Consider the following 22,437-nt stretch of genomic DNA (forward strand, 5'->3'; position numbering starts at 1 on the left):
GAAATGTTATTTGCTTCCTATTTTACGCGAACGGTTCCGCAATTCCTGCTTGCGTTCAAGTTCAGATAGAGTGACGGATGCCGGGATGCCTTCTTCATCAATACGGATGATTGCATTGGCCAGGCGTTCCATCAGTCTTGGAGGCAGAGAGGTTCCTGATGGCGCAGGCGGTACCGGCACTGCAGATTTCTGGGCATCAATGGAGCCACCGGATGAATAACCGGCCATTCGAGCACGGATTGCCTGGTTAAGGTCAAGTGTCCTTATGGTACCGGCCTGCTGGGACTTGTCCAGTATGTCAAGTATCGGTGCGACGGTAGGGTTGCTTACAGCTGCATTGCTGGCCACCCATTCTTTGGATTGTCCGGAAGGCCCTTCACCTACTATGACAGTAGGACGGTCAATGAATCCCCGTGCATCAGGGTCGTAGTCGGCATCGGGAAAGAGCTTTCCATCCTGAGCGCGCCGGACATCAATCTTGCCTCCGGACTGGCGACCAGTGGCAACGCGTGCGCCGGTACCGGAACTGCCGGAATTACTGCCGGAAAGAGTCAGATTCTTGACTTTTTCCCGTTCCGCATTGGCTGCGGCCAACTGGACAGCTCCGGTGGCAGCCATTACCCCTGCTGCAATCGGTCCGGCAATCGGTCCCAGTTGGGCTAAAGCCATCATTATGGCCATCGCAGTATTGGCAATAATCTGGGAAGCCTTTACTGCAAACTGAACATCTGCATACTTTTTTTCAATATCCAGCTTCTTCTGGGCTTTTTCCTGCTCCAGACGTTCTATTTCTTCGGCATTTCCTTGCGCAGCCTCTATCTCTGCATCATATTTTGCCTCTACATTATCTATTTCAATCCGCTTGAAAGTATTGAAGGAATTGCTCAGCCCACCCAAGACAGAATTTACAATACCCTGGATACTTTGGAGCATCCCCTCGAAATTGGCGTTACTGATTGCCTCCTTCAAATTTTCTATATTATTGTATATATCCGTGAACTGTTGGGAAATATCATTATCTTGTAATGCCCTCAACTCTTCAGATGTTTTCTTGGCGAGTCTTATCTTTTCTTCCTTGTACAGTCTGTCCTGATTCAGCTTGGCCTGATTATATATTTCTGTTACGGCTGCTTCGTCCTCCCCGTGTTGTCGGGCATACACCAGTGAAGCCTGGTAGTATGCTTTCAGCATCTGTAGTCTGGTTTGGTATTCTGTCTCCAGTCGTGCTTCGGGGGTGGTCGGTGTATGTTCTGCCATTTCCCGGATAGCTTCCATGTTGTCCCGGTAAGTCTGCTCTGCTTTCAGACGCGCTTCGAACGATTTTTGTTCTGCTTGTTCCACACGCCTGGCTGCATTTTTCACCGCTTGCCCTTTCAGTTCCCCATTTTTCAATTCCAGCTTCTCTGCTTTGCTGGCGTATTCTTTCTCAATGGCAAGACGACGGTCTGCCAAGTTGCTGCCAAGTGTGGTCATCCATACAGCATACTGTTTTTCCGTCATCTGCCGTCTTGCCAGTAACAGTTTCTGTACATTCATTACGGCGGTAATCTTCCGTTCCTCGTCCGTTAATTCTTGGTCACGTAGAGCCGCGAGGTCTGCCAAGACTTTCTTCTCGGTTTCAACTTGTTCTTTCAGTGCCTTGTCAGCCTTCTTCTTGGTCGCGTCAGAATCTTCTGCCGGAAAACGCTTGTTGTATATTTCCTGGGCTATTTCCACATACTCGCCAGCTGCGTCCTTGTTATTCTTTATCCAGGCTTGCAACTGAACCTTCTCCATCTTGTTGAAGTTCTGGCGTGCTTCTGCAAGCTTCTGCTGGTTCTTGACGGTTTCTTCAATAGTCTGGCCGTTCAGTTGTTTCAATTTCTCTTCGGCACCCAAAAGCATGTTGCTGTAATTCTCAATCTCTTCAGCTATTGCTTTTTTCATTGCATCCGATTTATCTACCGTTATGATGGGAGAAGCAAACATACCCTGGCTAACCATGTTGGTCCTCCCATAGGTGTACAGTTCTTGTAACTCCTTTATTTTTTTCCGATAGTTTTCTATTTGTTTTGTGATTTCTTTTATCGCTTTCTGATTTTCAAATTTGAGCAAGGCACGTTGTTTTATTAGAAATTCTTCGACCTTTTCTCCAGAGATGGCAATTGCACGTCCATACTCATCGAAAGCGGAAACAGCGCCGGGTACCATATTCTTTATCTGGGCGATGACGCTGGCCAGTTCTTTCTGTTCTTCGGCTGAACGTGAGGACTTGCCAACCAGTTCCTCGTATCGGTTCAACAGTCCCGGCAATGCGCTCTCAAGCTGTACCATCTTGTCGAAATGGTTTTCGTAAGTTTCCGTATAAGTGGTGAACATTTCCCCAAGTTTAGTGAAGAATCCATTGGCATACTTCAACATGGATTTCCAGAACGGCTCCAGCTTTTTTCCTACTTTATTGAAAAAGGCATCCATTGTGTCTCCAAGGTTGGATTGGATTCCTTCAAGTTCCTGCATCTGCACGGCCATGGAACCGGCAATGCCGTCGACACGACCGAGAGAAAGAAGATAATCCTTGATGGCATCCTCAGAATTGCGCACTTCGGTAGTCACTCCTCGGAAAGAGAACTTTGTAGTCTCCCCGGATTTGGAAGCCTTGATACCGAACTCCTTCAGACGTTCGTTCTCCCCGGTCATCGCATCAAGTATAGCCTCAATGAGCTGATCGACGGATTTTCCTTGGGAAGCGGCAAGGTCTCCCATGTTGACAAGCTCCTGGCTGGTAGGCTTGACCCCACGATTAACCAGCTTGATATATGCTTCAGTCCATTCCTGCAAGGACGATGGGGTGTCTTCTGCCAATTGCTGAAGCATCTTCATGGCATCATTGGCCTTCTTCTGCGACTGGAAAGTATTCCGAAGGACTGCCTCGTATTTGGCAAATTCCTTGCGTGTCTCGTATGCCTGGTTATGGACATCCTTAAGCCATCCGACAACCTTAACGGCAATGAAAGCCTTGGCTGCCATTTTTAACTTGGACATCCAATTCACGCTGTTGCCGAACTCATTGTTCATGTTGTTACCTGCACTGCGTAACTCGCTCATGCGGGCACGGACTTCTCTGAGACGGGTATTGAGTTTGGCATATTCTTCCGGATTCGCAGATTCAGTCATATCATCCAAAGCAGCGGAAAGCTCCTTAGCTTCTTTCTTGAGCTGTCTCATGGTGAGATCGTTGACTTTCAAGTTACGGGTCAGCAGACTTATTTTCTCATTGTTTTTGGAAATTTTGGCAGTATACTCTTTGCACTCTTTCGCAAGGTTCTGATAGTCTTTCGTGTTCTTTTTGCCTTGGGCTTCGAGCTCCACCATAGCCTTGCGGCGTTCGGCCTCTTCCTTTTTCAAAGCCTTGGTTTCCTTGGTCAGTGTATGTAGCTCTTCCTGAAGCTTAGAACTGTCACCTGAGATTATGAGTTTGATTTCGTCTTCGGATAAATGCTTTTTTGCCATAATGTTACCAGTTTGAGTTTTCATATTGAAGGGCCTGCTCCAGTTCCTTGCGAATATTGGTACGAACTTCTTCCGTGAAACCGTACTTTATTTCCGGGAATGTCTCATGATACAGCACTCCCCAGACCACCCGGTTATAAAGAGCAAGATTACGGCGAATATGACGGGAAATACGGTCACTGGCTCCACGACGATAATAGATGTCAAGGAAGCGGAGATATGGGAATATACGCAGATAATAGGCTTGTTTCGTATCTGATTCCTGGGCAATGAACGGACGTTTTTGAAGATGTGCCACCAGGTCACCAGACCGTGAGTTGAGATATGTACGCACAACTTTTTCTTGTGTTTCATAAATAAGGTTGATGCCTTGAGACATTATATCATGGACAAAACGTTCTCTGACAAGCTGGTCTGTAATCATATTCACTGTTATTTCCAGCAAAGATAGAATAGGGGAGGGGGTACGGAAAGGACATAAAACGAAGGGGCAACTATTCATCACGAACAATTACCCCCTATATGACAGTAGTATTTAGTTTCTCGCTTGGAGCATCCACCGGAAGTCCAGTCCTGATGAACCAGGACGGTTCTGGTATTTATAACCGGCATCAAGCATGGCTTGATGAACCTGCTCCTTACTAATATGCGCTCCAGGATCAATGCGACGAATGGCGTCGTAGACTTCATCCGTAGTGAACCAATGGGTGGCATGGCGTGCATCCGGGGCAGGTTTGAACGATGCGGACAAGGATGCTATATGGATACTGATATCGGTAATTTTCTGTTCTTGCTCTTTATTTTTCATTTTGTCCTCCTTTCTCATTAACATCAAGCGCATGCTGCAGGCAGGCAATGATTTCACGAGCATCCTCCGCAGAGATGTCACACATCACATAGTTGCCATAATAAGCAAGGCAATATTTATACTCACTTGTTTCAGTTCCTGTGCAAAGACGTTCGGCTTGAACATAAATGTCTTTTTGTGTTATAGACTTGATACGGTTCATTTGGCACCTCCTTTCTGGCACTTCTTTGCCTTATAAACGCACAATGCAGTGACCACAACCAATGGTGGGAACACCATCCCGGCACATGCCCATAGGATGGCGCGGAAGTACCAGCGGTCTGCTTCGGTCTTGACTTCGCAGTCGGGAGCCAAAGCACGGTAGTACTTGCGTTGGAGGTTATTCACTTGCTCAGTAAGAGCGTTAACAGATTCGCCCACGGTAGGGATGCCGGAGGCAGGCACGTTGAGAATGCCAGAAATTTGATTTTTCATATACGAATAACTGTTACAGCAAATGGCAGAAAAAAAGAACGGCTACCAAACCCGTTGCTGCAACAGTTGATTCAACCCCGCCGAAGCGTTGGAATAAATGTTCGGGAATGATAGCCGTATAAGTATATGCATCATACTTTACGCAATGTCTTCTTGTTCGTATATGAATTTGCTGGCGACATTCATGTCTGGAGCAAACCTATGGGCATAAAAAAAGCCCAAATTCGTATTTGGACAAATAGCCGTTTGTCCGGTCGGGGTTGAAAAAACAGCTCAACCAACTGTTACAGCACTGCAAATATGGCAAAAGTTTTTGGAATGGCAAAAGAAAAAGGTTATTTTTGTAGCAAAAGAAAAAAAATAATGGAAAGCCCGAACTATTTATTCAACCAACAATGCAAAAAATGCTGGAGCAAAAGATTTTCTATAGATGATGTAATATCCATATTGCTAATCATATTTGAAATATTAGCTATTGTGGCTATACTATTAATTATTATAACAAGAATTCTATTATTGCAAGCGTAGCCGCCATTGTAGATATAACAGCAATTACTACCTTATATAATTTTTCTTTCTTTTCTTTTTTCTTCTTTTCAGCGATAGCCCTGAACCCACCTTCTTGACAGAACCGCATACCTTCCGGTGTCAACCGGCAAAGATAAGCGGTATGATGACTCTTAGGTTTATGTTTGTAAGTTATGTAACCATAAGCATGTAGAGTGAATACCATATCCTCTATCTGCTTGGTATCCATGTCTGATATCCAGTCTGTATCAAAATCTTGGTTACGTTCTGTATTATGAAATCTCATAACATTTAACGGCCCATCTAATAATTCGTCCGCAATCATGTAAATGAAAAATCAATTCCTCATATCGTGCGACCACCGGAACCACCCGGAACCCGATTGAATACGGATTACACGATATGAGGAATTGAATTAGTTGGTTGATATTGGTCGATAGCAAATATCACAAAAGTTTTTGGAATGGCAAAAGAAAAAGATTATTTTTGGAATAAAAGAAAGAAGTTATGCAAGACCAATACAAATTAACTCAGTTGGAGAATAGAATCAATAAAGTATGTACGGATTTCAACTTATTGAAAGAATCTGTCAGCTGGCTTCCAATCATCATCATGATATGCTTTTTATCGGGTCTGATAATAGGACTCCTGATAGGCTTCCTATAAGTGCAAATATACCCCATTTCTGCACATGTTAAAATTTTCATGTGCAGAAAATGCATTTTTGTTCAATAAAGAAGAAATACATAAAATTTTCTTTATGGAATTTGCGCATAAAGAAATGTTTATGTATATTTGCATTGTCATTAAAACAAAGAGATATGGAAAAAGAAACAAAAATGCAACTGGTTGCAAAGCTTACCCAGTTAAAATTGTTATCTAAAATGTATGAACACACTTTCAAGAATGCAGGAAACCAAATGAGTAGGCAGAAGATGGATGAACTCTTGGATGCAAAACTGGAAACAGACAAACAGATAGCACTTTTAGAAAAGGTTTTGAAAGAATTGGAAAAATGAAGTTAAACAAGCTCCCCATAAGGGGAGCACAAAACAATAAGCTTATGGCACTTAAAGATGATTTGAAGAAATTGCATGAAATCGCTCACTCCGGCACACCGGATGCTATGGAGAAATATGTTGCTCTCTCTGATGAAATAACCAGTAAATACACAGATCAAAAAGATGTTGATGCAATAGCCGATTTCCTAATCAATGGCTACAAGGAGGTTTCATCAGAAGCTGAAGAATTGAACAACTATATCACATTGAAGCAACAAATAGCTCCCTATACGGAAATCATTCCATTGGGATACATTGCCAAGAAGTATTTCGGTAAAAGTACCGCATGGCTTAGCCAACGTATCAATGGCAGCAAAGTTAGGGGTAAAGTTTATACGCTCAGCAAAAAGGATTTGGAGACATTCAACTTCGCTCTCCAGGATATAAGCAAACAATTAGGTTCACTCTCCATATCTTGAGAGACGTTTTATGACAACTTATCCCCGTAGTATGAACCGCTACGGGGATTTTTCGTTCTACCGACCACATCAAACAAAAGAAGGCTTTCACACAAGTTGGAAGCCTTCTTTTGTTTGGAGGGGATTATTCTACTTTCATATACCCGTTGGAAAGCAAATCCTCCAAAAAATGCTCCGGGGTATCAGCTCGGACTACATGCCCCGTCTGGTCATGGAAACGGTCGGCGAAATGGTACATATATTCCTGGTCGGTACATTCACTGTCGAAACGGCTGCTTTCACGGAGTTTGGTTACAAAGTCTGCAGGGCAGGAGGCGGCAATTATACCGCCATCCTGCAAAGTGTAAGTTGTCATCATATTATGCTAATTTTTTGGTTCTCAATTTGAAAAATACTTTTTGGTCGGCTGTCAGAAAGGGGATATTTGAAAGCGGGCATCCCGAATTCACCATGCCGTATTTTGCAAAGGTAATCATGTTGGCGGCAAACCGTATCCAATTTTCCATCTTTGTGAAATTGGTGGTACCCGAATGCTGGCGAAATTCAACTGTGCGGTGGCGTGCGTAAGCCTCAAGGTTCAATTTGTGGTAGCGGTCGTTTCCAAAGGCTGAACGTAGCTGCATGATGTTCTCTGCCTCCGTTATACTGCGTTCTGAAATTCCGGTAAGGCATTTGCAATATCTGTTGTTCCGGCGGGTACCCGGCATAAAGGAGTCGATTACCGGTTCGAGGCGGCGGTAAGTTATTGCAAGGTTGCGCCAGGTTTCAATGGTAAAGTCTGCAGCGTCCATGTGTATATGAAGGCCGCAGCTGTCGTTCACCTTCACATTGCAATAATCGAGCACCCAGCATACCTTCTGAAGTTCCTGCAATCCGGCTTCCCCTTCAAGTATTGGGCTTACCAGCTCGAAAGTATCGTTCCCTCTAAGACTTCTGTCTGTAACCAGCTTCCAATGGTCGCGGGTGTTATGGTTGTAACCTTCCACTGCAACTGCAATTCCGGCCTCACGAAGTTCACGGGCAAGAACTCCCTTTTCGCAGTTATATGCCTCTATCTCGATGCCGAAACGTCTGTTGAAAGTATAGTCCAATTCGGGGCAGGCTGCGATGGCCGGTTGCTGGCCGAATCTTCCGGCTTCCAGCATTTTCTTATATACGTTCTGCACGAAACCGTAATTTCCGTTTGTTACCAAATCGGCTACCTGGCGGCGGGTCAGACCTAAAAGAAGGAGCTGCTGTATCTTTGCCGTCTTTGTTATGCTCTGGTTAAGAATGTTTGTAACTTGTTCGTTCATAATGTTTTATCCTTTATTTTTCGTACAGCTAAGGTAACACTATTAACGCGCATAACGTAGTAATATCTTGTTTATTATCAGTGTGTTAGCTTTGTTTAGCTTGAGTAAAAAAATGATTATTTTTCGTGGTAGGGATGACGGAAAAGAGTAATCAGGAGTAGCTCCTGACCGCGAACTTCGACAGCCCACAGCCAGGATGGAAATAAATAGCATGAACAAAAAGTTTCTGAATTATTTAATGATTGGCACAACAGTATCAGCTACTCATTAAGGGAAGGTTTGGCATTGAACAAATCGGTTGCGGTAGAACTGAACATGAGTGTCCAACCTATGGATTTGAATTCGGATGAGACAAAAGGGATAATGTCATGATTCTCAGATATCTTATCAAGCCATGGCAAATCCTCAGACCGTGAATCGAGGATAAGCCTTTTTCTGAGTTCCGCAAGGAGAGACAATGTTATTTCAGAAGCAATGGCCGTCTCAACCATGTCTGCGGAATCCGAAACTTTCATGGCTATGGTGGCGGCAAGTTTCTGGCTGTCAAGAATGGAGTTGTGTGTGTCACGGCTTGATGTGAATTCTCCGAAATCCACGAACAGATAGTTACCGGTAATATTATCGACGCGCCTCTTCACGTACTCGTATGACTGCCCGAAAACAAGATTCTCAAGTTCGGGCATTATCGGTTCCGGGAGTTTTTTGACATGCCCAAGCAGTTCCGCATATTGGATAAAGTCACTTGAGCCGTTGGCGAACATGGAGACAACCCCTTCCTTTTTGGGAAAACGGGCAAAATATCTGAGCAAATCAAGTATCATAGGATTTCATTTATTATGTGAATTGGAAGTCTGGTTTCTCTCGCAATATCCGCTTTATCCATTTTGGCCGCATGCAGGCTGCGCACCGTATCAATAATTTTTTTCCGGAGGATGGTCAAATACTGGATGACATTCATGTGTTCGATGGTTTCAATATCCCCAAACCCGTCTGAACTCAAGTTGTACAGAGACTCAAGTGCACCCGTGGAAATGGCAGAAACTTTGGTCTCCTCAAGTTCTGTAAGCAACTTGAACTCAGTTTTGGTAAACAGATAATTGATGAAGGCCTGAAAATTGAAGGCTATGGGAATAAGCTCATCCATCGGCAGCCCAGTGAACTTCTGTGCCAACTTATGCGCTCCGGCAGATGAATACCAGTCCGGATAGTAAAGGATAGCGGCCAATAACGGAAGCTGCTCTTTCGGACATCCAAGGAGACCACGTGCCTCTATGAACTGGAGTGCCGTAAGCGAGCAAGTAAGACGGTTGAACATGGTTTCTATATTATAGGCAAAAAAAGTTTCATCCTCAAGATGTATCGCCGGAACCAGTTGTTTGCAGAAACATGAGTCTACTGCATATTTGTAGTCCAGTCTGTCCAGATACCTGGATATGGTTATTCCATGCAACCGGTGTGGTGGTATCTTCTTACAGAGTCTGTATGTTTCAGAATCCAATTCCTGGAGTGCTGCATCATTATCCGGATAGACAATCGTGAACGGAAATGTCACCTGCTCTGCAAGCCAGGCCACATTTGCCCATCCATCCGTATTCCTTATTTTTTGAAGATTCCATCCCATAATCCGGCAAACATAATTCGCACGGACCATGCCGACGGATATTTTTCCATCCGCAAACCTTTGTATATCACGCATGAGTGCTTGGAAGTGATAAGGAGTTAATCCATCCCAGGAATTGGGGATGCTGTATTGCATTCCTTTTGCTATAAAATCTATTGTCAACATGGCATCAGCATTATTATGTCGTCCGGACGGTTAAAGGATGTGTTCGTATCTACAGAGCCGGAACTGTCCGTTGACAAAAGCAGATCTATATTGGCCAGTTCCCGCTTCACCTCTTCAAGCAGAGAGTCTGACAGAGCAAGTAAACGTTCTTGCTCTTGAGTACCATATCGCATAACTTTTGAGTCTTCAAATAAATTGCGAATCGTACTTGGAAAATCGAGAATATCAAAACGCCGCAGGGCAATGGCTATGGTCTGCTTGGCGAGGCATCGTTTGAGCAGACGCAGTATCTCTTCCTTTTTTTCTGCCCGCTCAAAATAGGCCGATATCCCGTCATCCAGCGCTTCGCTCTGGATCGGTATAGTCCGGAAAAAGAACAGATAGGACATGTCTATCGTATACAGCATGTCGAACTCCTCCGTACTCTTTATTTTAAGAACATCAAGCATCTTCTTGTATCTCGTTTCTTTCCAGGAGGGCACGGTCTGACTGTTGTCAAGCAATTGGATGACAGTATCCATGGCATTATAATAGTTCTCAATATACGACCTGCGCATGCTTTCCTGCTCATGCTTGTATATATCGACATCATCCTTACGCTTGGATACAACATCAAAAATGAGCTGTTTGGCCATGGTCAGATTGGCCATCGCAAGACGCAGGGCCTCCTTCAATTCGCCCTCGTCTGCCGTCAGTTCGGTGTAGACATCTTTGGTAAGGATGATAACCATCTGCTTTTTCGCAGAAATGGCAGACGAATTGAGCTGGTCGAAAGTGACATTGCTCTCTGCATAGGGAGCATACTTCCGAAATTCCGAAATGGTGGTAAACAGTTCTTCCAATATTCTCATGACTGTTGCTGATTTAGTCTGTTTTGAGGTGAAACATCTTCCTGGCGTGCCGGAACTTCGCGATAGAATCCAAGACGGTACCCCTGGCTGTATAAATGGGGAAAGTTTATCTGTATGGCCATATTGAACGGTTCGGAGCAGATTTCGTCTTCCGATGTCAGTGACATAATGTATATCAGATAGTTGTAATACGCATCGGCTCCTGATTTGGATATGACCCCGTCCTTGCTGACACTGGATATGGAGGAGTCAAGTCCCACGCTTGACAGCAGCACCTCATCGGCGCGTTTGTCATAGGATATCAAGGCATCGATATATTCCTTGTATTTCAAATCAACCGTCTCTATCTTCCAGCGTTCCTCTTCGCCCTGGCTGTTCTTGAAGCTGATTGTCGCATACGCCTTACCCTGGTTGTCTGCACCGGACAGATAGCGGGAGATCTTGCGCAGTTCAGACTGCAGATACTTTATCAGGGTGGATTCCTTGAATTCCGAACCAATCACGATGCCATTGTACATCAGTTCTTCCTCATTGTTTTTCTTGCGCCGTTTATTCTCGTCGCAGAGTTTGGTTATCTGGATCCTCTTGGACTCAAGCCAGGCATTGGGGATGACAATGTGTATCTTGGCGGCAAGCGAATTACGTAAAAAGGAGTTGATATAATCAGCCGTATCGTTGGAACCCTTGATGTAGGAGCGGGTACCGGCATGGGTTTCGTTCACACCGTAGAACTCATCCACGGATTTTTCCCGGTGATGGGAAATGGCCGCGAATCTGTAATTGGCAAGCTCCGAAAAGGAAAACTTCGGATAGATGCGGAAAGTGGATGTGCCATACCCCCAACGCCCTACGGCAATGTAGCGGAAATCCCGGTAGTAGACAACATCTGTCGCCACATCCTTCTTGGTGGTGGCCAGCCGGCAATGTCTGTTCTCCATGGATTCAAGGCCGGCAACGGGCATCGTCCCTCTTGCTTTTCCCTTTGTGAAGCGCCACTTTACGAAACAGTCCCTGAAATAGTAGTAGTTCTTGATGATTGATTTGGCCACTTCCTTATAACCCGATTCAAGACCGCGCTGTTCCCAACTGTTGAGCCAGTCCATGATTTCCGGACAGTCAACCCACTGTTTCTGAAGTTTCCCGTCCACGATTGCCGGCTTGTACACGGCAAGCCCATGGCCATACAGCATGCTGACCTGCTTGGTAATCAGTCTTGGCAGAAGCCGGTTCTTCTTTATGTCGGACGCGACTTCCTCGCATTTCATGTTGTTGAAGCCACGGCTGCACACCTGGAATCCTTGGATGCTCTGCCACTGCGTATCCGGAAGACTTCCTCCACTCAGGGGGAACATCGGGGCCGGTTCCAGGACTGAAGCCATTGGCCTGTCTCCAATCTGGAAGGATATTACATTGTCATCGTCAAGATAGCAACCGAAGTTGCCTACCATTTTGAGATTGCTTTTACTCATAACCAATCTATTTTATGAAGTTTGAAACCATCTTGAGGAAAGCCCATGTACCTGATGAGAATACGGTAGCACATCTTGGGTTCCCCGTCTGCGTCTGTAAACAGAAAGAAGTTGTCACTGTCTATACTGAATCTTTCTTCAGGCAGTTGAGTACGCCATCTGCATCCTTCTTTAACTGTCAATGTGGCTGATGCCTCCCCCTTATGCCTGGAACACGGGAAGAAGGCAATGGTAAAGCAGCCGTCAGGCAGCTTTGAAATCTCTTTGGCCCATTGCATCGCTTGGAGACCGGTCATTGTCATTTCCATGCCCAAAAGTAGCCGGATTCTGCTGTGAGAGAAAGGACGGGAAGCGCCCTCCGTCATATTTCCGAGGAATGCTGGAGGATGCCTTGCAATCCCAAAACTCAGCGGTGCGTGCTGAACAGCGCCTCACGAAGAAAACGCTTTCCTTTTTCAAAAGCATAAAAGTTTGGTTTCCAAACAAAAAGCGTTTGTTTTAATGTCAAACGATACCATTATTGTATCTATACTGACTATTTTTATAGTGAAAAACAGCCGTTATATAGCCAAATTATCAGGTAAATTGTCCGGCATGGACGATAATTCACTCAACACTTTGTTTCCATAACGCCCGAAAAGAAGATAAATCAAGGCACTGGGAAGCTGCGTTGTCAGCCCGGCCTGGTTCTTGAGAGGCACTTTCTTTTCCGAAGATTTGTCCAGCTCGATGCGGCCTTCCGTTTTTTTCAACGGTGACAGCATAATGGCACTGCAAAGGTTCCTGCACTCGTTTTCGTCTATTAAAATTTCCGGCAAGGCATTGCTCCGGCCTCCAAACATAAGAAGCAACAACTTGAACTGCTGCCAATGGTAGACGGTGGCCTGCCCTTCGTTCATCAGTTCCACCTCAAAGCCATAACTTTCCAACTCACGCTTCAAGGCACGGCTGTCGGTGGTTATCTGTTCCAGTTCCTCACGGCGTTTGTTCCCGGCACGGTCAGGGTAGAGAATGATACGCTTATTCAGGGAATCAGCACCGAAAAACTCATAGAACTGACGGGCGAGTTCGGGCTGTTCATCCGGGTAACAGCAATAGAGTTCCTTTATAATACGGAGCTGACGGCCGTATTCCTTTTCCTGCCCGACAACAAGGCTGGAAAAGTGGCCGGGGTCATATCCTACCAGTAGCTCGTCACGCTTGTTGTAGTGCTTCAAATAGCGGGCTGTGAGTAGAAAATGTTCCCGCAGGTCAAGTCGTAGAATGGATTCATAAATATAGCTGTCTGAATACTGATGTTTTTCCTTGTTGTAGTTGGCGAAGAACTTATTGATAACCTCCTTATGGCGGATAGCGCAGATGGAAGTGAGGAATTCGTCCATATCCAAGGTCTCAAGCTGCGTCTTGAAGAACTTCGGACCGAGAATATCCTTGTTGCAGAAGGAACTGGCACGGACGTACAACGTGGCGTTACGACGCATGTCCGCCAGGCGGGGCTGCCATAAAGATATGATGCGATTCTGCCTGATGATTTCAAGACGGATACGTTCAAGGGTAACGGGATTTGTAGTTTCCCGTTGGGAATTTATAAGTTTGTATTTCTGATAGATAGCTGCATTTACATGAAGCGCAACTGTAGATATTTCCTCCATCAGTTTCGTATCCATATTCTTCTCATATTCCTCGAACCAGTCATCTTCGCCGAGGTCCACACGCGCGGTATCGGATACGCCCGTGATTCCTTGGTAATAAGGTGACCGGCGTATTTCGGCACTGGCACCACGGAGGGAAGGGAACAAGCGGGTTTTCAATTTCTCCCCTTTGTTGTGTTTCATCTCTTCAATGATGGCGTGGACGGCAGAGCGTCCGGCAACGGACTCCGGCTGGTCCGAGCTTACCAACTGGATGTGATGGCCATCCCGGAAAACGACACTGTGTTTGGGGTAGGATATGGGATATCGGGGCTTGCGGAAATGAGAAGGGAGCTTATTTTCGCCCACCACATAATCGATGCCATACTCCAGCATGGAACGTACCTTCCCACCTACGGTGACTTCCCTGGAGAAATAAGCCTGAAGGTTGGGCCATACGTTCGTCATCAGGGCAACGTAGGTCTTATGTACCAGAAACGACAGCTCGCCTGGCATGTCATTGGCCACACGGATGATACGTGGGCCGGTGATACCTTCCGTCTTGCCACCTGCACGCGCCACTTCGGCAAATATGTTGTTGGCATCGATGACATTGACCAGTATCTGCATCTGGTTCATGTAGTATTCCTCAAACCGGGAAGTGGTTTCAATATCAGTTTCCATCTTACTCTTCATTAAGTTCTTCGTATTCAGCTTCCTCAATATCCGCATCGCGCAGCAGACGCTTCTTCTCGGCCTTCTCGATGGGAAGGTTCTCTATCAAGTTCAGATAGAAGCCTTTATTGTGCTTGGAGGCAATCTCCTTCAGGGAGGCCTTGCTGTATCCCAGGTCTTCCGGAGTAAGTTCGGGAGATATTAGGAAGACGATCCCCAGGTTACGGTCGGCTTCGGCAATCTCGGCGGCACGGCGACGGCACTCCAGGGCGGCGGCATAGCACTTGCCCTGGGTCTTGTAGTCACCGGCAGCCGCACATAGTTTGGCAAGATCCTCGTACTTGTCGGCATAGTTGGACTCCCACACCTTGATGGACACATTGTTGTCGATATTGAAGTAATTGATGGCCGCATAAATGCGTGCCTTACATGTACGTTCATCCACATTAATCTGCTGCTGGGCATTGATGCGCTGGCGCAGCTGCTTGGCGGCACGGGTGATGTTACGCTCGTATTCGTAAATCTCCGCCGCCCATTGCAGCTGCTTGAGGAATAACTGCACATCGGCAGGAATGCCATCACACTTCCCGGTGGTGAGGAATGCGGATATCAAGTCCGGATGTATCTTATCAAGGGTGTCGAGTCTGGTCATATTCCAAAGAGTTGGTTTCTTAAGTCTTTGACTGTCCGTTCCTGCTTACGTGTTTCCAAGGTCTCAATGGCCGACACATCACCGGTCTCGGCTTTCTTGGCAAGTTCGGCATCGATATTGTATTCTCCCAGGGCACAACCGTTACGGTAGGCGTCGTAATATACATCTCCGGGCATCAACAAGCGGACTGTCAGTGCCGTCCTTTCCTTTCCACGCAGGCCGAGAAGCGTACATATACGGTGGGGAGTGTATCCCAAAGCACCGAAAGTACGCACTTGGGATACATATTCATCGCCTATCAGGACGGCTTTATCAGTGTCTGAAGTTAGAGTGAGTTCCTTTTTCATTTCAACAAGGATTGGGTATCTGTAACAGAAAGAATTTCTCCATTCCGGATTAACTGGACGGGCTGTTCAGGGAACATGGCGCGGTATCGGTGAATGGTGGCTGTAACATATTTCGGGTCTATCTCCATAGCATGACAGATACGGTCTATCTGCTGGCATGCCATGAGGGTTGAACCGGATCCGGAGAAGATGTCGAGGACTATCTGACCGGGAGTGCTGGAATTGGATATGGGGTATGCCATAAGGGCTATGGGCTTCATTGTCGGATGTATGGCATTGCGCTGCGGCTTGTCGAAATTCCAGACGGTAGTCTGCTTACGGTCGGAATTCCATTGATGTCCGGCCCCCGGTTTCCAGCCATAGAGACAAGGTTCATGCTGCCATTGATAATCCTGGCGTCCCATCACCATAGTATTCTTTACCCAGATGCAGCATTGTGCAATCTTGAATCCCGCTTTCCTGAGAGAAGCCCGGAAATTCTCGCCTTCACTGTCCGCATGGAATATATAGTAGGATCCTCCCGGCTTGAGTACGGCGAACATGACAGAGAACACCTGCCTGAGAAAGGTGGCGAACAAGTCGTTTTCCATGGAATCGTTCTGGATGGTGAGTTCCTCCTCTGTACCGCCTTCATAGTTCACGTTGTACGGTGGATCCGTGACGCACAAGTCCGCATGCTGCCCGTCCACCAGCGCCGTGATGTCCGATTTGGAACGGCAATCGCCACACATCAGACGATGGTTACCGAGTAACCATATATCGCCGGGTCTGGCAATTACAGTATCTTCAGATGCAGGAACATTAAAATCGATGGCATCTTCCTGCACATTTTCCGACTCATGCTCTTGGGCAAACAAGGGAGATACCTGCCCGAAATCAGTGGTCTTGACCTCATAACCCAGGTTGAAGCGCTGCAGGGTGTCAGAATCTATATTATATTTTTTGAACAGCAGGGTATCCGGATTCCTGGTGGCAAACTCGGAATTATAGGCTGCGATTTCCTCTACCGCTTCCTTCTTGTCTGCCGCAAAAATGGGTTCATAAGGTATTTCCGGTATTGTAAACCCGGACTTGCGCAATGCAAGCAGTGCCTTCCGTCTCTGATGGGCATCGATAATCCAGAGCTTTCCGTCCGAATCCTGCCAGGCTTTGAATGCATACTTGAAACCACGGGTGATGATAAGCATCTGCAGTTTCGATAATTTGTCAGGATCAGACTTCTTGAAGTCCTCCTGAAGCTCCAAGAACGAATCCAGCGGGGCAGTAGGCAAACCACCCAAATTAAATACTTCTATCAGCTTTTCCATTTTACTTCGAATTGAATTTTTGCAATATTGCTTTGAACAGTGATTCCCGTTCACGGTGACGTCGGAGATTCTCCTTGTCTTGGGTGCGCTTGTTTTGCCTGTCAGCGCGTTTCAGGTAACACTCGTATCTGCGGATATTGTCCGTCACATTCTTATGCAGGCGCAGGAACTCCTGCGGGTCCGTCTGCAGCAGCTTCTCCAGTTGTGCTCTCTCTGACTGGTGGGCTATGAGCGGATGAATGTAGAGGAACTTCCCAGTGTCGTTGAACGATTGCAGCTCATCGAATGCCTGAAGATTACGGATACGCAGTTCCACCATGTCCATGATGTCACGCTTCTGCGGTTTTCTTTCCAGACTTTCGTCGAGCTGCTTCATCTGTTTCCAAGTGACCACGCGGTCGTTGTAGATGAGTGTGGCTATTTGGACTTGCGGGTCGAAGAGGTTGTCCCAGTCGATTTGCGGGTATTCCTCTTGCTTTTGGACTTTACCGGAACCTTGGCCGGCTCTTTTTTTTTCTCTTCTTCCAGCGCCTGCTCAGTCTCCTGGGCACGGGCTTCCGCTTCATCCCTGGCTTCCTCCGCTTCATCGGCACGCTGTTCGGCTTCTTCAGCACGGGCTTCCGCTTCATCAAGCGCTTGTTTCAACTCTTCTGCCGAGTTGTCAGCCGGAACTGTTTCAGGCTTTTCAATGTCGTCATGTGGACCGGTTCCTTCAGCATGTGTTGTTTCCCCTTTGGGCATTTGCTGTTTTTTTTCGGCCGGTTTTTCCGCAGCAGGGGCTTCTGTTTTCTTTTCTCCGGCATCTTCTGCCTCTTTTGCGATCATAGCCCGGCGATACTCACGTATCTTCTCACGTGTAGCACAATCTAACAGTGCATAAAGGATATCATCGGCATAACGTTTGGGATTGCGTGAGAATGTGGCAAGCTGCGGAAATCCAGGAACTTCTTTAGCCAGTAACTCAAGGTCATATTGTGCCACATCCGGATTCCGGAGAGCCACGAAATGTGTCTTCTTTTCTTTGAAACTATACATAACATACAGATTTAAGTCTTACAAGCCAACACGCTGCCTATAAGGGAATTCTGCTGACTTGTAAGAGGTGTTTTTTACTAAGCTGTCTGCACACGGCTGCCGGATACCTCGACAAGTGTAGAGGCATCAAGCACCATGAAGGTGATGGAAGAACCCGCTTTGGCTGTCCAGGTAGCTCCATCCTCAAGCACAAAGCTGTTGCCGTCGGCAATGGTGGCCGCCTTGTCGGTACCGGTACCCTCAAGTGTGATGTAACGTCCCTTATCATTGGCTGTCAATCCGCTGACAGTGGAAATGGCGTATGTGCCTTCATTGCCATCGGGGATGGTATAACGGTTGTTGGTGGATTTAATGGCAAGTGCCGTTGCGCCAGCCGTGTGAGCAGCTGCCGGAGCACGGACAATATCGCCCGTATACTTGTAGTACTGGTCAATGCTTGTACGTGTGAAGGTATAGGTTACATAACGCCCGTCCTTGTCATTTTTGGACTCGAAGGAGGAGAGTACCATCGGACGGTCATAGTTGCCGAGAATATACCACTGCGCATCGCCCACTTCCTTGAAAAGGATGATGAACTTGCCTCCGGCATGCTGTTCAATGAAATCGAGCAGCTGGTCACGCATGCCGCCCATGACGGCAACAAAAGTGTTGGTTCCGCTGGTGGTAATGTCACCTTTCTCACCGGTTGAGGTGTAGGTGGGAATATCGTGCGCCGCAAAGTACTTCATGTATTGTCCGGCTTTCATCGGGATGGTGCTTATCTCACGCTGCTGGTTTGGAAGCGGAAAGGGTACATCGGAATTTATCTGGTCGACATCCACCAGGTAAATCTTGTAGGCTATATTCGAGCCGTGCGTCTTACGGTCGGATACATCGTCCACGTCACCGATGACCATCATGGCGGCCAGTGTGGTACCGGAAAATCCGTAAATTCCCAGCACAGAACCGGGAGACATGACCATATCAAGAATAAACACGAGTGCCAGAAGCACCATCAGCGAAAGGAAAAACCGGACCTGCATCTTACGGGCAGCCTGGTTCCCTTTACGGAAAGGATTTGAAATTCTTTTTGCTTTCATACAATTTTAGTTTTTAAGTTATAAAAAACGGAGCGGGCTTAAGTGGACCCGCCCCGCGCTACCTGAAAACAATCTGTTCTTATAGACAACCAATTATCTGACTCCAGGAATGTTGGGCTGGAGTGCAGCGTTCACCTTGCGTACACCGCCTACCTGACGTTCCAGTTCCAAGAAGTTACCCTTACTGTTCAGGATTACCATTATATAGTCACCCTCTTTGGTCGGAGTATAAGCTTCCGTAATGTCGGCAAACTTGTCCGACTTGGCGATGGTAGTGGCATTCTTCGTGCTGCCACATTCAATGATGTAGGCTACACCGGCTTTGGCATTCGTAATATCCGTAATCGCTTTGGCTCCAGTGTTGGCCGCTGTTATCTGCCAGAATCCCTTTGAAGCATCGACAGTGGTCGCGTCCGCTGCCATATCGACGGTAGGTTTGTTTATGAAGATCTGCTGCCATTCGTAATTGTTGGCCTTCAGTTTTTCCAGGCTGTCAAAACGGCGGCCGGTGAACGAAGCGGCGGTGCCTTCTTTCCAGGTGGACCATGCCTTTACCAGTTCCATGTCCTCTTTCACCTTGATAGAGAGCATCTCGCCCGGTACGAATTCCAGGAACTGGAGGTTGCCCGGAACATCCATGAACATGAGGGGAAGCTGACCGAGGTAAGGCAACCAGATGATACGCATATTTGTGTCAGGTACCACATTGCGGTAACTGTCCGGACCGGAAAAGTCAATGTCCTTTCCATATTTGGCGCGGACATTCTTAATCCACCAGGGAAGATGGGTCTTATTCAGATAGAGGACGTGGCGGTCAAGATCCATGTCTTCTGTGCAGGATGCCACCACATCGCCGACAAACTCCTGAACGGAATCCAACATGTTGGAAGCCGTGTAGCTGCGATAGGACTCATCGTCATGGGGAAGAATCTTAAACTCATGCATGTAGCGGACCAGTGTGTATATGATTCCGGTCGATGCGTTCAGGTAACTGCCTGCGACACCCGTTTCCGGCTTGACATAGATACCCCGCATACGGCGTTTGTTCTGCTCCACCTGCGCAGTTTCCAATGAGTTCAGGATGCAGAACTCGATCATGTTCCACTTGATAGGATCGGAGCCTTCCTTGTTCAGATAAGCGATGTACATGCGCTCCAGTTCTTTCATCGGACCGAACTTGAGCTTAATCATCGCATCATCCACATGACCCATCTCGTTCTCAAGCTTCATGTCACCCTTCCAGATTTCACCCTGCTGGTAAGCTTGGGAAACTTCGGAGAAGAAGGCATTGAACACGAGGTCATGGTCCTGAATCCCATAGCGGACGGGAAAATACTGCGTGAGGTCGCGGACTGCGAGTACACGGGCAATCAAAGCGTCCTGGCGCAGGACCACATACTGGTTGCCCACACCGGCTGTATCCACCCCTTCGTAGTTCGTACTGAATTCTCCGACTGCCAGACGTTTGGCGTCAAGCATGCCGTTTTTGTGCAGATAATCGTAACGTTGCTGCAGTGAACGGGAGAAAGTAACGGCCTGGCGACGGAAAGCGGCTCCTTCATTATCTTCTTCCCATGGACCGTAAGAAGAAGCGGAGGCCGGATTGGCAGCAATTTTGTTCCAACGTTCGGACATGGAGAACATCGGATTTTCAATACCGAAAAGATACCGGGAACGGTCTGCCGGTCCCGTGAACATGATGGAAGCGGCTGTCACTGTCTGGGAAGGGATATCATCCTCCGCGCGGTTGTTCATATTGTCAACCAGGCTCTGCACAGCAGTGGCCAGTTGCACCAGACCTTCACCGTTGGCTGGCTGTGAAATGGTCTGCACCGGTCCATTCCCGCCGTTTCCCTCTTCCGTGGCTGTTGAATTGGTTTGTACCGGATTGACGATACTTCCAAGAATGGACTGTACCTGGTCAATCTGTTCCTGGGTGACGGCAACCGTTTGCCGTTGCGCCGCCTGGTCCGCAGCCAAGTCATCCTGAAGGATAGACTGATACTCCTGATTATAGGAGTTGACTATCTGTCCCCATTCTTCCTGGGTCAGTTGATTGGCTTTCGCTTTGTCCAGCAGATTCAGTTTCTGCAGGACGGTCTGAATTCTTTCCTTTAAATTCATGATAAACAAAAGTTAAGTTATAAATAGTTGAGAGCACTTCTTTTTATATTCTCAATCTCCATATAGCTGCGACCGAGTTCTACAGCCTTAGCCACAGCTTCGGGAAAAGTCATGGAGGCGTCAACCAGCCCTTTATCGATGGCATGCGGAGTATCGAACGTTTCACCACGGAATACCGGATCGTCTTCCGGCAGGTTGCCCAGTTGCGGTCTGGATGCAAGAACGGCGGCAAGGAACTGTTCATTGGGTGGATCCAGTTCTTCTTTGATGTACTGTTCCGGTTTCCCTCTGAGCAAGTCATCCGTCTTTTTATTCTTCAGGTCTGATTTCGTGGCTTTGGCCTGGATGAGTTTGAGACCCATCTTTTCGAACCATCCGTCATAGTTACAAGTGGAAATCATGGTTCCTATGCAGCCGATGGTATCATAGGCCGTGAGTGCGGCAATGAAACTGGAATGGCAGGTTATATAATAGCTGGCCGAACAGTTGCACTGCTCCACCAATGTCATGACAGGCTTGCCGAGTGAGCGCATCGTTTCACTGAGTCTGTCCATATACCATGCTTCCCCTCCCGGAGAGTTCACATGCAGGAAATGGCAGGTTATGGCCGGATTGGCTTCTGCCGCAAGCAGGTCCCGTTCGAACTGCTTGGAGGAGAAATACCACTGACAATCTGAGGTGATGAATCCCCAGATACGGTGATAGGCGATACTGCCTTCAGGAAGTTCGTCAGAAGAGAAGTCATCGGTGACGGTTATACCCTGGAGTTCTGAACGGGCCTTCATTTCCTGCTGAAGAAGTGAAAGGGCCTTTTTCGATGTCTCTTTATATGTGGGAGGATTTTCATTGAAGAAAAAGGATGTCGGCTGCAGACTGTCAGTGGACACCAATGGAAAAGCCTCTATCATGGCAGAAGACAAGCCCTCTGCCGTGATAAGAAGCCGGTGTATATTTAAAGTAAGAAGCTGGCGTAGATAAGTTCTGTTCATTGCGTATCTTTTCAGCGAAGATAGGCAGCCTGCAGAAAGGGGTGAAGGACGCTACAATAGCGGGGAACTGAGCATTTTGCATTCAATTTTCAGAGTCGCCGAATTCAGATTGGGCGATATCGAGACAATGGCGGGTATTTTTTTGTCCCCGATCCGGAAACTCCGGTGCCTGGTGTCAGTGAACTCGACAATGCAGAACCTGCCTGCCAGGAGGTCTTTCATCACTCCGGATGGAGGAAGGCTTATGCTTATATCTTTATTGCAATTGAAACAGCGGCCCGCCTCTGAAGATTCCGGTACCGGAGTAAACTCAAACTCATCGGCCATGAACCGATAGACATCCTGGCGCATGTTACTCACCGGATAGACTTTAATCTGAATGGAAAGTTCTTTCATATTAGGATATTTATTTGTAATT

Annotated in this window: 25 protein-coding genes; 2 read left to right on the forward strand and 23 right to left on the reverse strand. The window is 47.0% G+C overall.

Going from position 1 to position 22,437, the window contains the following annotated elements:
- Nucleotides 1-6 precede the first annotated feature (6 nt).
- The 6 genes from ITJ87_RS13620 to ITJ87_RS13645 all read right to left on the reverse strand — a co-directional run bounded on the left by ITJ87_RS13620 (nucleotide 7) and on the right by ITJ87_RS13645 (nucleotide 5,624).
- Nucleotides 7-3,489 carry a hypothetical protein gene (locus ITJ87_RS13620; RefSeq protein WP_196096259.1) on the reverse strand — a complete coding sequence of 1,161 codons (3,483 nt, stop codon included), beginning with the start codon at nucleotides 3,487-3,489 and terminating at the stop codon, nucleotides 7-9.
- A gap of 4 nt (nucleotides 3,490-3,493) precedes the next feature.
- Entirely contained in the window at nucleotides 3,494-3,913 is a 420-nt protein-coding gene (locus ITJ87_RS13625) for a hypothetical protein (RefSeq protein ID WP_119993412.1), read from the reverse strand.
- Nucleotides 3,914-4,024: 111 nt separating this feature from the next.
- On the reverse strand, nucleotides 4,025-4,297 hold the full coding sequence (locus ITJ87_RS13630) for a 5-formyltetrahydrofolate cyclo-ligase (protein ID WP_117599745.1): 273 nt from the start codon (nucleotides 4,295-4,297) through the stop codon (nucleotides 4,025-4,027).
- Nucleotides 4,287-4,499: a hypothetical protein gene (locus tag ITJ87_RS13635; RefSeq protein WP_151882858.1), complete on the reverse strand. Its 213-nt coding sequence runs from the start codon at nucleotides 4,497-4,499 to the stop codon at nucleotides 4,287-4,289. Before ITJ87_RS13635 ends, ITJ87_RS13630 begins: the two co-directional genes overlap by 11 nt.
- A complete protein-coding gene (locus ITJ87_RS13640; RefSeq protein ID WP_196096260.1) occupies nucleotides 4,496-4,771 on the reverse strand; it encodes a hypothetical protein in 276 nt (91 codons plus the stop codon). Before ITJ87_RS13640 ends, ITJ87_RS13635 begins: the two co-directional genes overlap by 4 nt.
- Before the next feature lie 496 nt (nucleotides 4,772-5,267).
- Nucleotides 5,268-5,624 (reverse strand): hypothetical protein, encoded by a 357-nt coding sequence (locus tag ITJ87_RS13645; protein ID WP_196096262.1) that lies wholly within the window; start codon nucleotides 5,622-5,624, stop codon nucleotides 5,268-5,270.
- Nucleotides 5,625-6,120: 496 nt separating this feature from the next.
- Here ITJ87_RS13645 and ITJ87_RS13650 point away from each other — a divergent pair, with 496 nt between their 5' ends.
- Together ITJ87_RS13650 and ITJ87_RS13655 are read left to right on the forward strand one after the other, a co-directional pair.
- Nucleotides 6,121-6,318, forward strand: a complete 198-nt coding sequence (locus tag ITJ87_RS13650) for a hypothetical protein (RefSeq protein ID WP_117599675.1) — start codon at nucleotides 6,121-6,123, stop codon at nucleotides 6,316-6,318.
- A 44-nt stretch (nucleotides 6,319-6,362) separates the two neighbouring features.
- Nucleotides 6,363-6,779, forward strand: coding sequence for a DUF5053 domain-containing protein (locus ITJ87_RS13655; protein ID WP_044467566.1), 417 nt, complete (start codon nucleotides 6,363-6,365; stop codon nucleotides 6,777-6,779).
- A gap of 124 nt (nucleotides 6,780-6,903) precedes the next feature.
- Here ITJ87_RS13655 and ITJ87_RS13660 read toward each other — a convergent pair whose 3' ends face one another.
- From ITJ87_RS13660 to ITJ87_RS13740, 17 genes are all read right to left on the reverse strand, one after another.
- A complete protein-coding gene (locus ITJ87_RS13660; RefSeq protein WP_044467563.1) occupies nucleotides 6,904-7,137 on the reverse strand; it encodes a hypothetical protein in 234 nt (77 codons plus the stop codon).
- A 1-nt stretch (nucleotide 7,138) separates the two neighbouring features.
- On the reverse strand, nucleotides 7,139-8,074 hold the full coding sequence (locus ITJ87_RS13665; RefSeq protein ID WP_117652831.1) for an amidoligase family protein: 936 nt from the start codon (nucleotides 8,072-8,074) through the stop codon (nucleotides 7,139-7,141).
- A 260-nt stretch (nucleotides 8,075-8,334) separates the two neighbouring features.
- Nucleotides 8,335-8,895 (reverse strand): hypothetical protein, encoded by a 561-nt coding sequence (locus ITJ87_RS13670; protein ID WP_196096264.1) that lies wholly within the window; start codon nucleotides 8,893-8,895, stop codon nucleotides 8,335-8,337.
- Entirely contained in the window at nucleotides 8,892-9,860 is a 969-nt protein-coding gene (locus ITJ87_RS13675) for a hypothetical protein (protein ID WP_196096265.1), read from the reverse strand. Before ITJ87_RS13675 ends, ITJ87_RS13670 begins: the two co-directional genes overlap by 4 nt.
- The gene (locus ITJ87_RS13680) at nucleotides 9,854-10,711 is read right to left on the reverse strand and encodes a hypothetical protein (RefSeq protein ID WP_117599679.1); all 858 of its coding nucleotides are present in this window, start codon (nucleotides 10,709-10,711) and stop codon (nucleotides 9,854-9,856) included. Before ITJ87_RS13680 ends, ITJ87_RS13675 begins: the two co-directional genes overlap by 7 nt.
- Nucleotides 10,708-12,180: a hypothetical protein gene (locus tag ITJ87_RS13685; RefSeq protein WP_196096267.1), complete on the reverse strand. Its 1,473-nt coding sequence runs from the start codon at nucleotides 12,178-12,180 to the stop codon at nucleotides 10,708-10,710. Before ITJ87_RS13685 ends, ITJ87_RS13680 begins: the two co-directional genes overlap by 4 nt.
- Entirely contained in the window at nucleotides 12,177-12,488 is a 312-nt protein-coding gene (locus ITJ87_RS13690; protein ID WP_196096269.1) for a hypothetical protein, read from the reverse strand. Before ITJ87_RS13690 ends, ITJ87_RS13685 begins: the two co-directional genes overlap by 4 nt.
- A gap of 252 nt (nucleotides 12,489-12,740) precedes the next feature.
- Nucleotides 12,741-14,495: a hypothetical protein gene (locus tag ITJ87_RS13695; RefSeq protein ID WP_196096271.1), complete on the reverse strand. Its 1,755-nt coding sequence runs from the start codon at nucleotides 14,493-14,495 to the stop codon at nucleotides 12,741-12,743.
- A gap of 1 nt (nucleotide 14,496) precedes the next feature.
- Nucleotides 14,497-15,138, reverse strand: coding sequence for a hypothetical protein (locus ITJ87_RS13700; protein WP_044467555.1), 642 nt, complete (start codon nucleotides 15,136-15,138; stop codon nucleotides 14,497-14,499).
- Nucleotides 15,135-15,485: a hypothetical protein gene (locus ITJ87_RS13705; protein ID WP_117652836.1), complete on the reverse strand. Its 351-nt coding sequence runs from the start codon at nucleotides 15,483-15,485 to the stop codon at nucleotides 15,135-15,137. Before ITJ87_RS13705 ends, ITJ87_RS13700 begins: the two co-directional genes overlap by 4 nt.
- The gene (locus ITJ87_RS13710) at nucleotides 15,482-16,792 is read right to left on the reverse strand and encodes a site-specific DNA-methyltransferase (RefSeq protein WP_196096273.1); all 1,311 of its coding nucleotides are present in this window, start codon (nucleotides 16,790-16,792) and stop codon (nucleotides 15,482-15,484) included. The genes ITJ87_RS13705 and ITJ87_RS13710 overlap by 4 nt, the downstream gene beginning before the upstream one ends.
- 1 nt (nucleotide 16,793) lies before the next feature.
- Nucleotides 16,794-17,168 (reverse strand): hypothetical protein, encoded by a 375-nt coding sequence (locus tag ITJ87_RS13715; protein ID WP_044467552.1) that lies wholly within the window; start codon nucleotides 17,166-17,168, stop codon nucleotides 16,794-16,796.
- Nucleotides 17,169-17,209: 41 nt separating this feature from the next.
- Nucleotides 17,210-17,827: a hypothetical protein gene (locus tag ITJ87_RS13720; RefSeq protein ID WP_119961571.1), complete on the reverse strand. Its 618-nt coding sequence runs from the start codon at nucleotides 17,825-17,827 to the stop codon at nucleotides 17,210-17,212.
- A 77-nt stretch (nucleotides 17,828-17,904) separates the two neighbouring features.
- On the reverse strand, nucleotides 17,905-18,906 hold the full coding sequence (locus ITJ87_RS13725; protein ID WP_119961570.1) for a hypothetical protein: 1,002 nt from the start codon (nucleotides 18,904-18,906) through the stop codon (nucleotides 17,905-17,907).
- Nucleotides 18,907-18,999: 93 nt separating this feature from the next.
- Entirely contained in the window at nucleotides 19,000-21,030 is a 2,031-nt protein-coding gene (locus ITJ87_RS13730) for a hypothetical protein (RefSeq protein WP_196096275.1), read from the reverse strand.
- Between the two features lie 17 nt (nucleotides 21,031-21,047).
- Nucleotides 21,048-22,019 carry a S49 family peptidase gene (locus ITJ87_RS13735; RefSeq protein WP_117652840.1) on the reverse strand — a complete coding sequence of 324 codons (972 nt, stop codon included), beginning with the start codon at nucleotides 22,017-22,019 and terminating at the stop codon, nucleotides 21,048-21,050.
- Between the two features lie 51 nt (nucleotides 22,020-22,070).
- Nucleotides 22,071-22,415 carry a hypothetical protein gene (locus ITJ87_RS13740; RefSeq protein ID WP_196096277.1) on the reverse strand — a complete coding sequence of 115 codons (345 nt, stop codon included), beginning with the start codon at nucleotides 22,413-22,415 and terminating at the stop codon, nucleotides 22,071-22,073.
- Nucleotides 22,416-22,437: the final 22 nt, after the last annotated feature.

Origin of the sequence: Bacteroides sp. HF-162 (genome assembly GCF_015679285.1) — a bacterium.
GTDB lineage: Bacteria > Bacteroidota > Bacteroidia > Bacteroidales > Bacteroidaceae > Bacteroides > Bacteroides uniformis.

Coding starts and splice junctions, on each gene's coding strand:
- ITJ87_RS13625 (WP_119993412.1), bottom strand. CDS start 3,913: ATGATTACAGACCAGCTTGTCAGAGAACGTTTTGTCCATGATATAATG.
- ITJ87_RS13700 (WP_044467555.1), bottom strand. CDS start 15,138: ATGACCAGACTCGACACCCTTGATAAGATACATCCGGACTTGATATCC.
- ITJ87_RS13660 (WP_044467563.1), bottom strand. CDS start 7,137: ATGATGACAACTTACACTTTGCAGGATGGCGGTATAATTGCCGCCTCC.
- ITJ87_RS13665 (WP_117652831.1), bottom strand. CDS start 8,074: ATGAACGAACAAGTTACAAACATTCTTAACCAGAGCATAACAAAGACG.
- ITJ87_RS13725 (WP_119961570.1), bottom strand. CDS start 18,906: ATGAAAGCAAAAAGAATTTCAAATCCTTTCCGTAAAGGGAACCAGGCT.
- ITJ87_RS13675 (WP_196096265.1), bottom strand. CDS start 9,860: ATGTTGACAATAGATTTTATAGCAAAAGGAATGCAATACAGCATCCCC.
- ITJ87_RS13620 (WP_196096259.1), bottom strand. CDS start 3,489: ATGGCAAAAAAGCATTTATCCGAAGACGAAATCAAACTCATAATCTCA.
- ITJ87_RS13655 (WP_044467566.1), top strand. CDS start 6,363: ATGGCACTTAAAGATGATTTGAAGAAATTGCATGAAATCGCTCACTCC.
- ITJ87_RS13695 (WP_196096271.1), bottom strand. CDS start 14,495: ATGGAAACTGATATTGAAACCACTTCCCGGTTTGAGGAATACTACATG.
- ITJ87_RS13645 (WP_196096262.1), bottom strand. CDS start 5,624: ATGATTGCGGACGAATTATTAGATGGGCCGTTAAATGTTATGAGATTT.
- ITJ87_RS13720 (WP_119961571.1), bottom strand. CDS start 17,827: ATGTATAGTTTCAAAGAAAAGAAGACACATTTCGTGGCTCTCCGGAAT.
- ITJ87_RS13690 (WP_196096269.1), bottom strand. CDS start 12,488: ATGGAAATGACAATGACCGGTCTCCAAGCGATGCAATGGGCCAAAGAG.
- ITJ87_RS13740 (WP_196096277.1), bottom strand. CDS start 22,415: ATGAAAGAACTTTCCATTCAGATTAAAGTCTATCCGGTGAGTAACATG.
- ITJ87_RS13735 (WP_117652840.1), bottom strand. CDS start 22,019: ATGAACAGAACTTATCTACGCCAGCTTCTTACTTTAAATATACACCGG.
- ITJ87_RS13685 (WP_196096267.1), bottom strand. CDS start 12,180: ATGAGTAAAAGCAATCTCAAAATGGTAGGCAACTTCGGTTGCTATCTT.
- ITJ87_RS13635 (WP_151882858.1), bottom strand. CDS start 4,499: ATGAACCGTATCAAGTCTATAACACAAAAAGACATTTATGTTCAAGCC.
- ITJ87_RS13730 (WP_196096275.1), bottom strand. CDS start 21,030: ATGAATTTAAAGGAAAGAATTCAGACCGTCCTGCAGAAACTGAATCTG.
- ITJ87_RS13650 (WP_117599675.1), top strand. CDS start 6,121: ATGGAAAAAGAAACAAAAATGCAACTGGTTGCAAAGCTTACCCAGTTA.
- ITJ87_RS13670 (WP_196096264.1), bottom strand. CDS start 8,895: ATGATACTTGATTTGCTCAGATATTTTGCCCGTTTTCCCAAAAAGGAA.
- ITJ87_RS13710 (WP_196096273.1), bottom strand. CDS start 16,792: ATGGAAAAGCTGATAGAAGTATTTAATTTGGGTGGTTTGCCTACTGCC.
- ITJ87_RS13630 (WP_117599745.1), bottom strand. CDS start 4,297: ATGAAAAATAAAGAGCAAGAACAGAAAATTACCGATATCAGTATCCAT.
- ITJ87_RS13640 (WP_196096260.1), bottom strand. CDS start 4,771: ATGAAAAATCAAATTTCTGGCATTCTCAACGTGCCTGCCTCCGGCATC.
- ITJ87_RS13705 (WP_117652836.1), bottom strand. CDS start 15,485: ATGAAAAAGGAACTCACTCTAACTTCAGACACTGATAAAGCCGTCCTG.
- ITJ87_RS13715 (WP_044467552.1), bottom strand. CDS start 17,168: ATGAAGCAGCTCGACGAAAGTCTGGAAAGAAAACCGCAGAAGCGTGAC.
- ITJ87_RS13680 (WP_117599679.1), bottom strand. CDS start 10,711: ATGAGAATATTGGAAGAACTGTTTACCACCATTTCGGAATTTCGGAAG.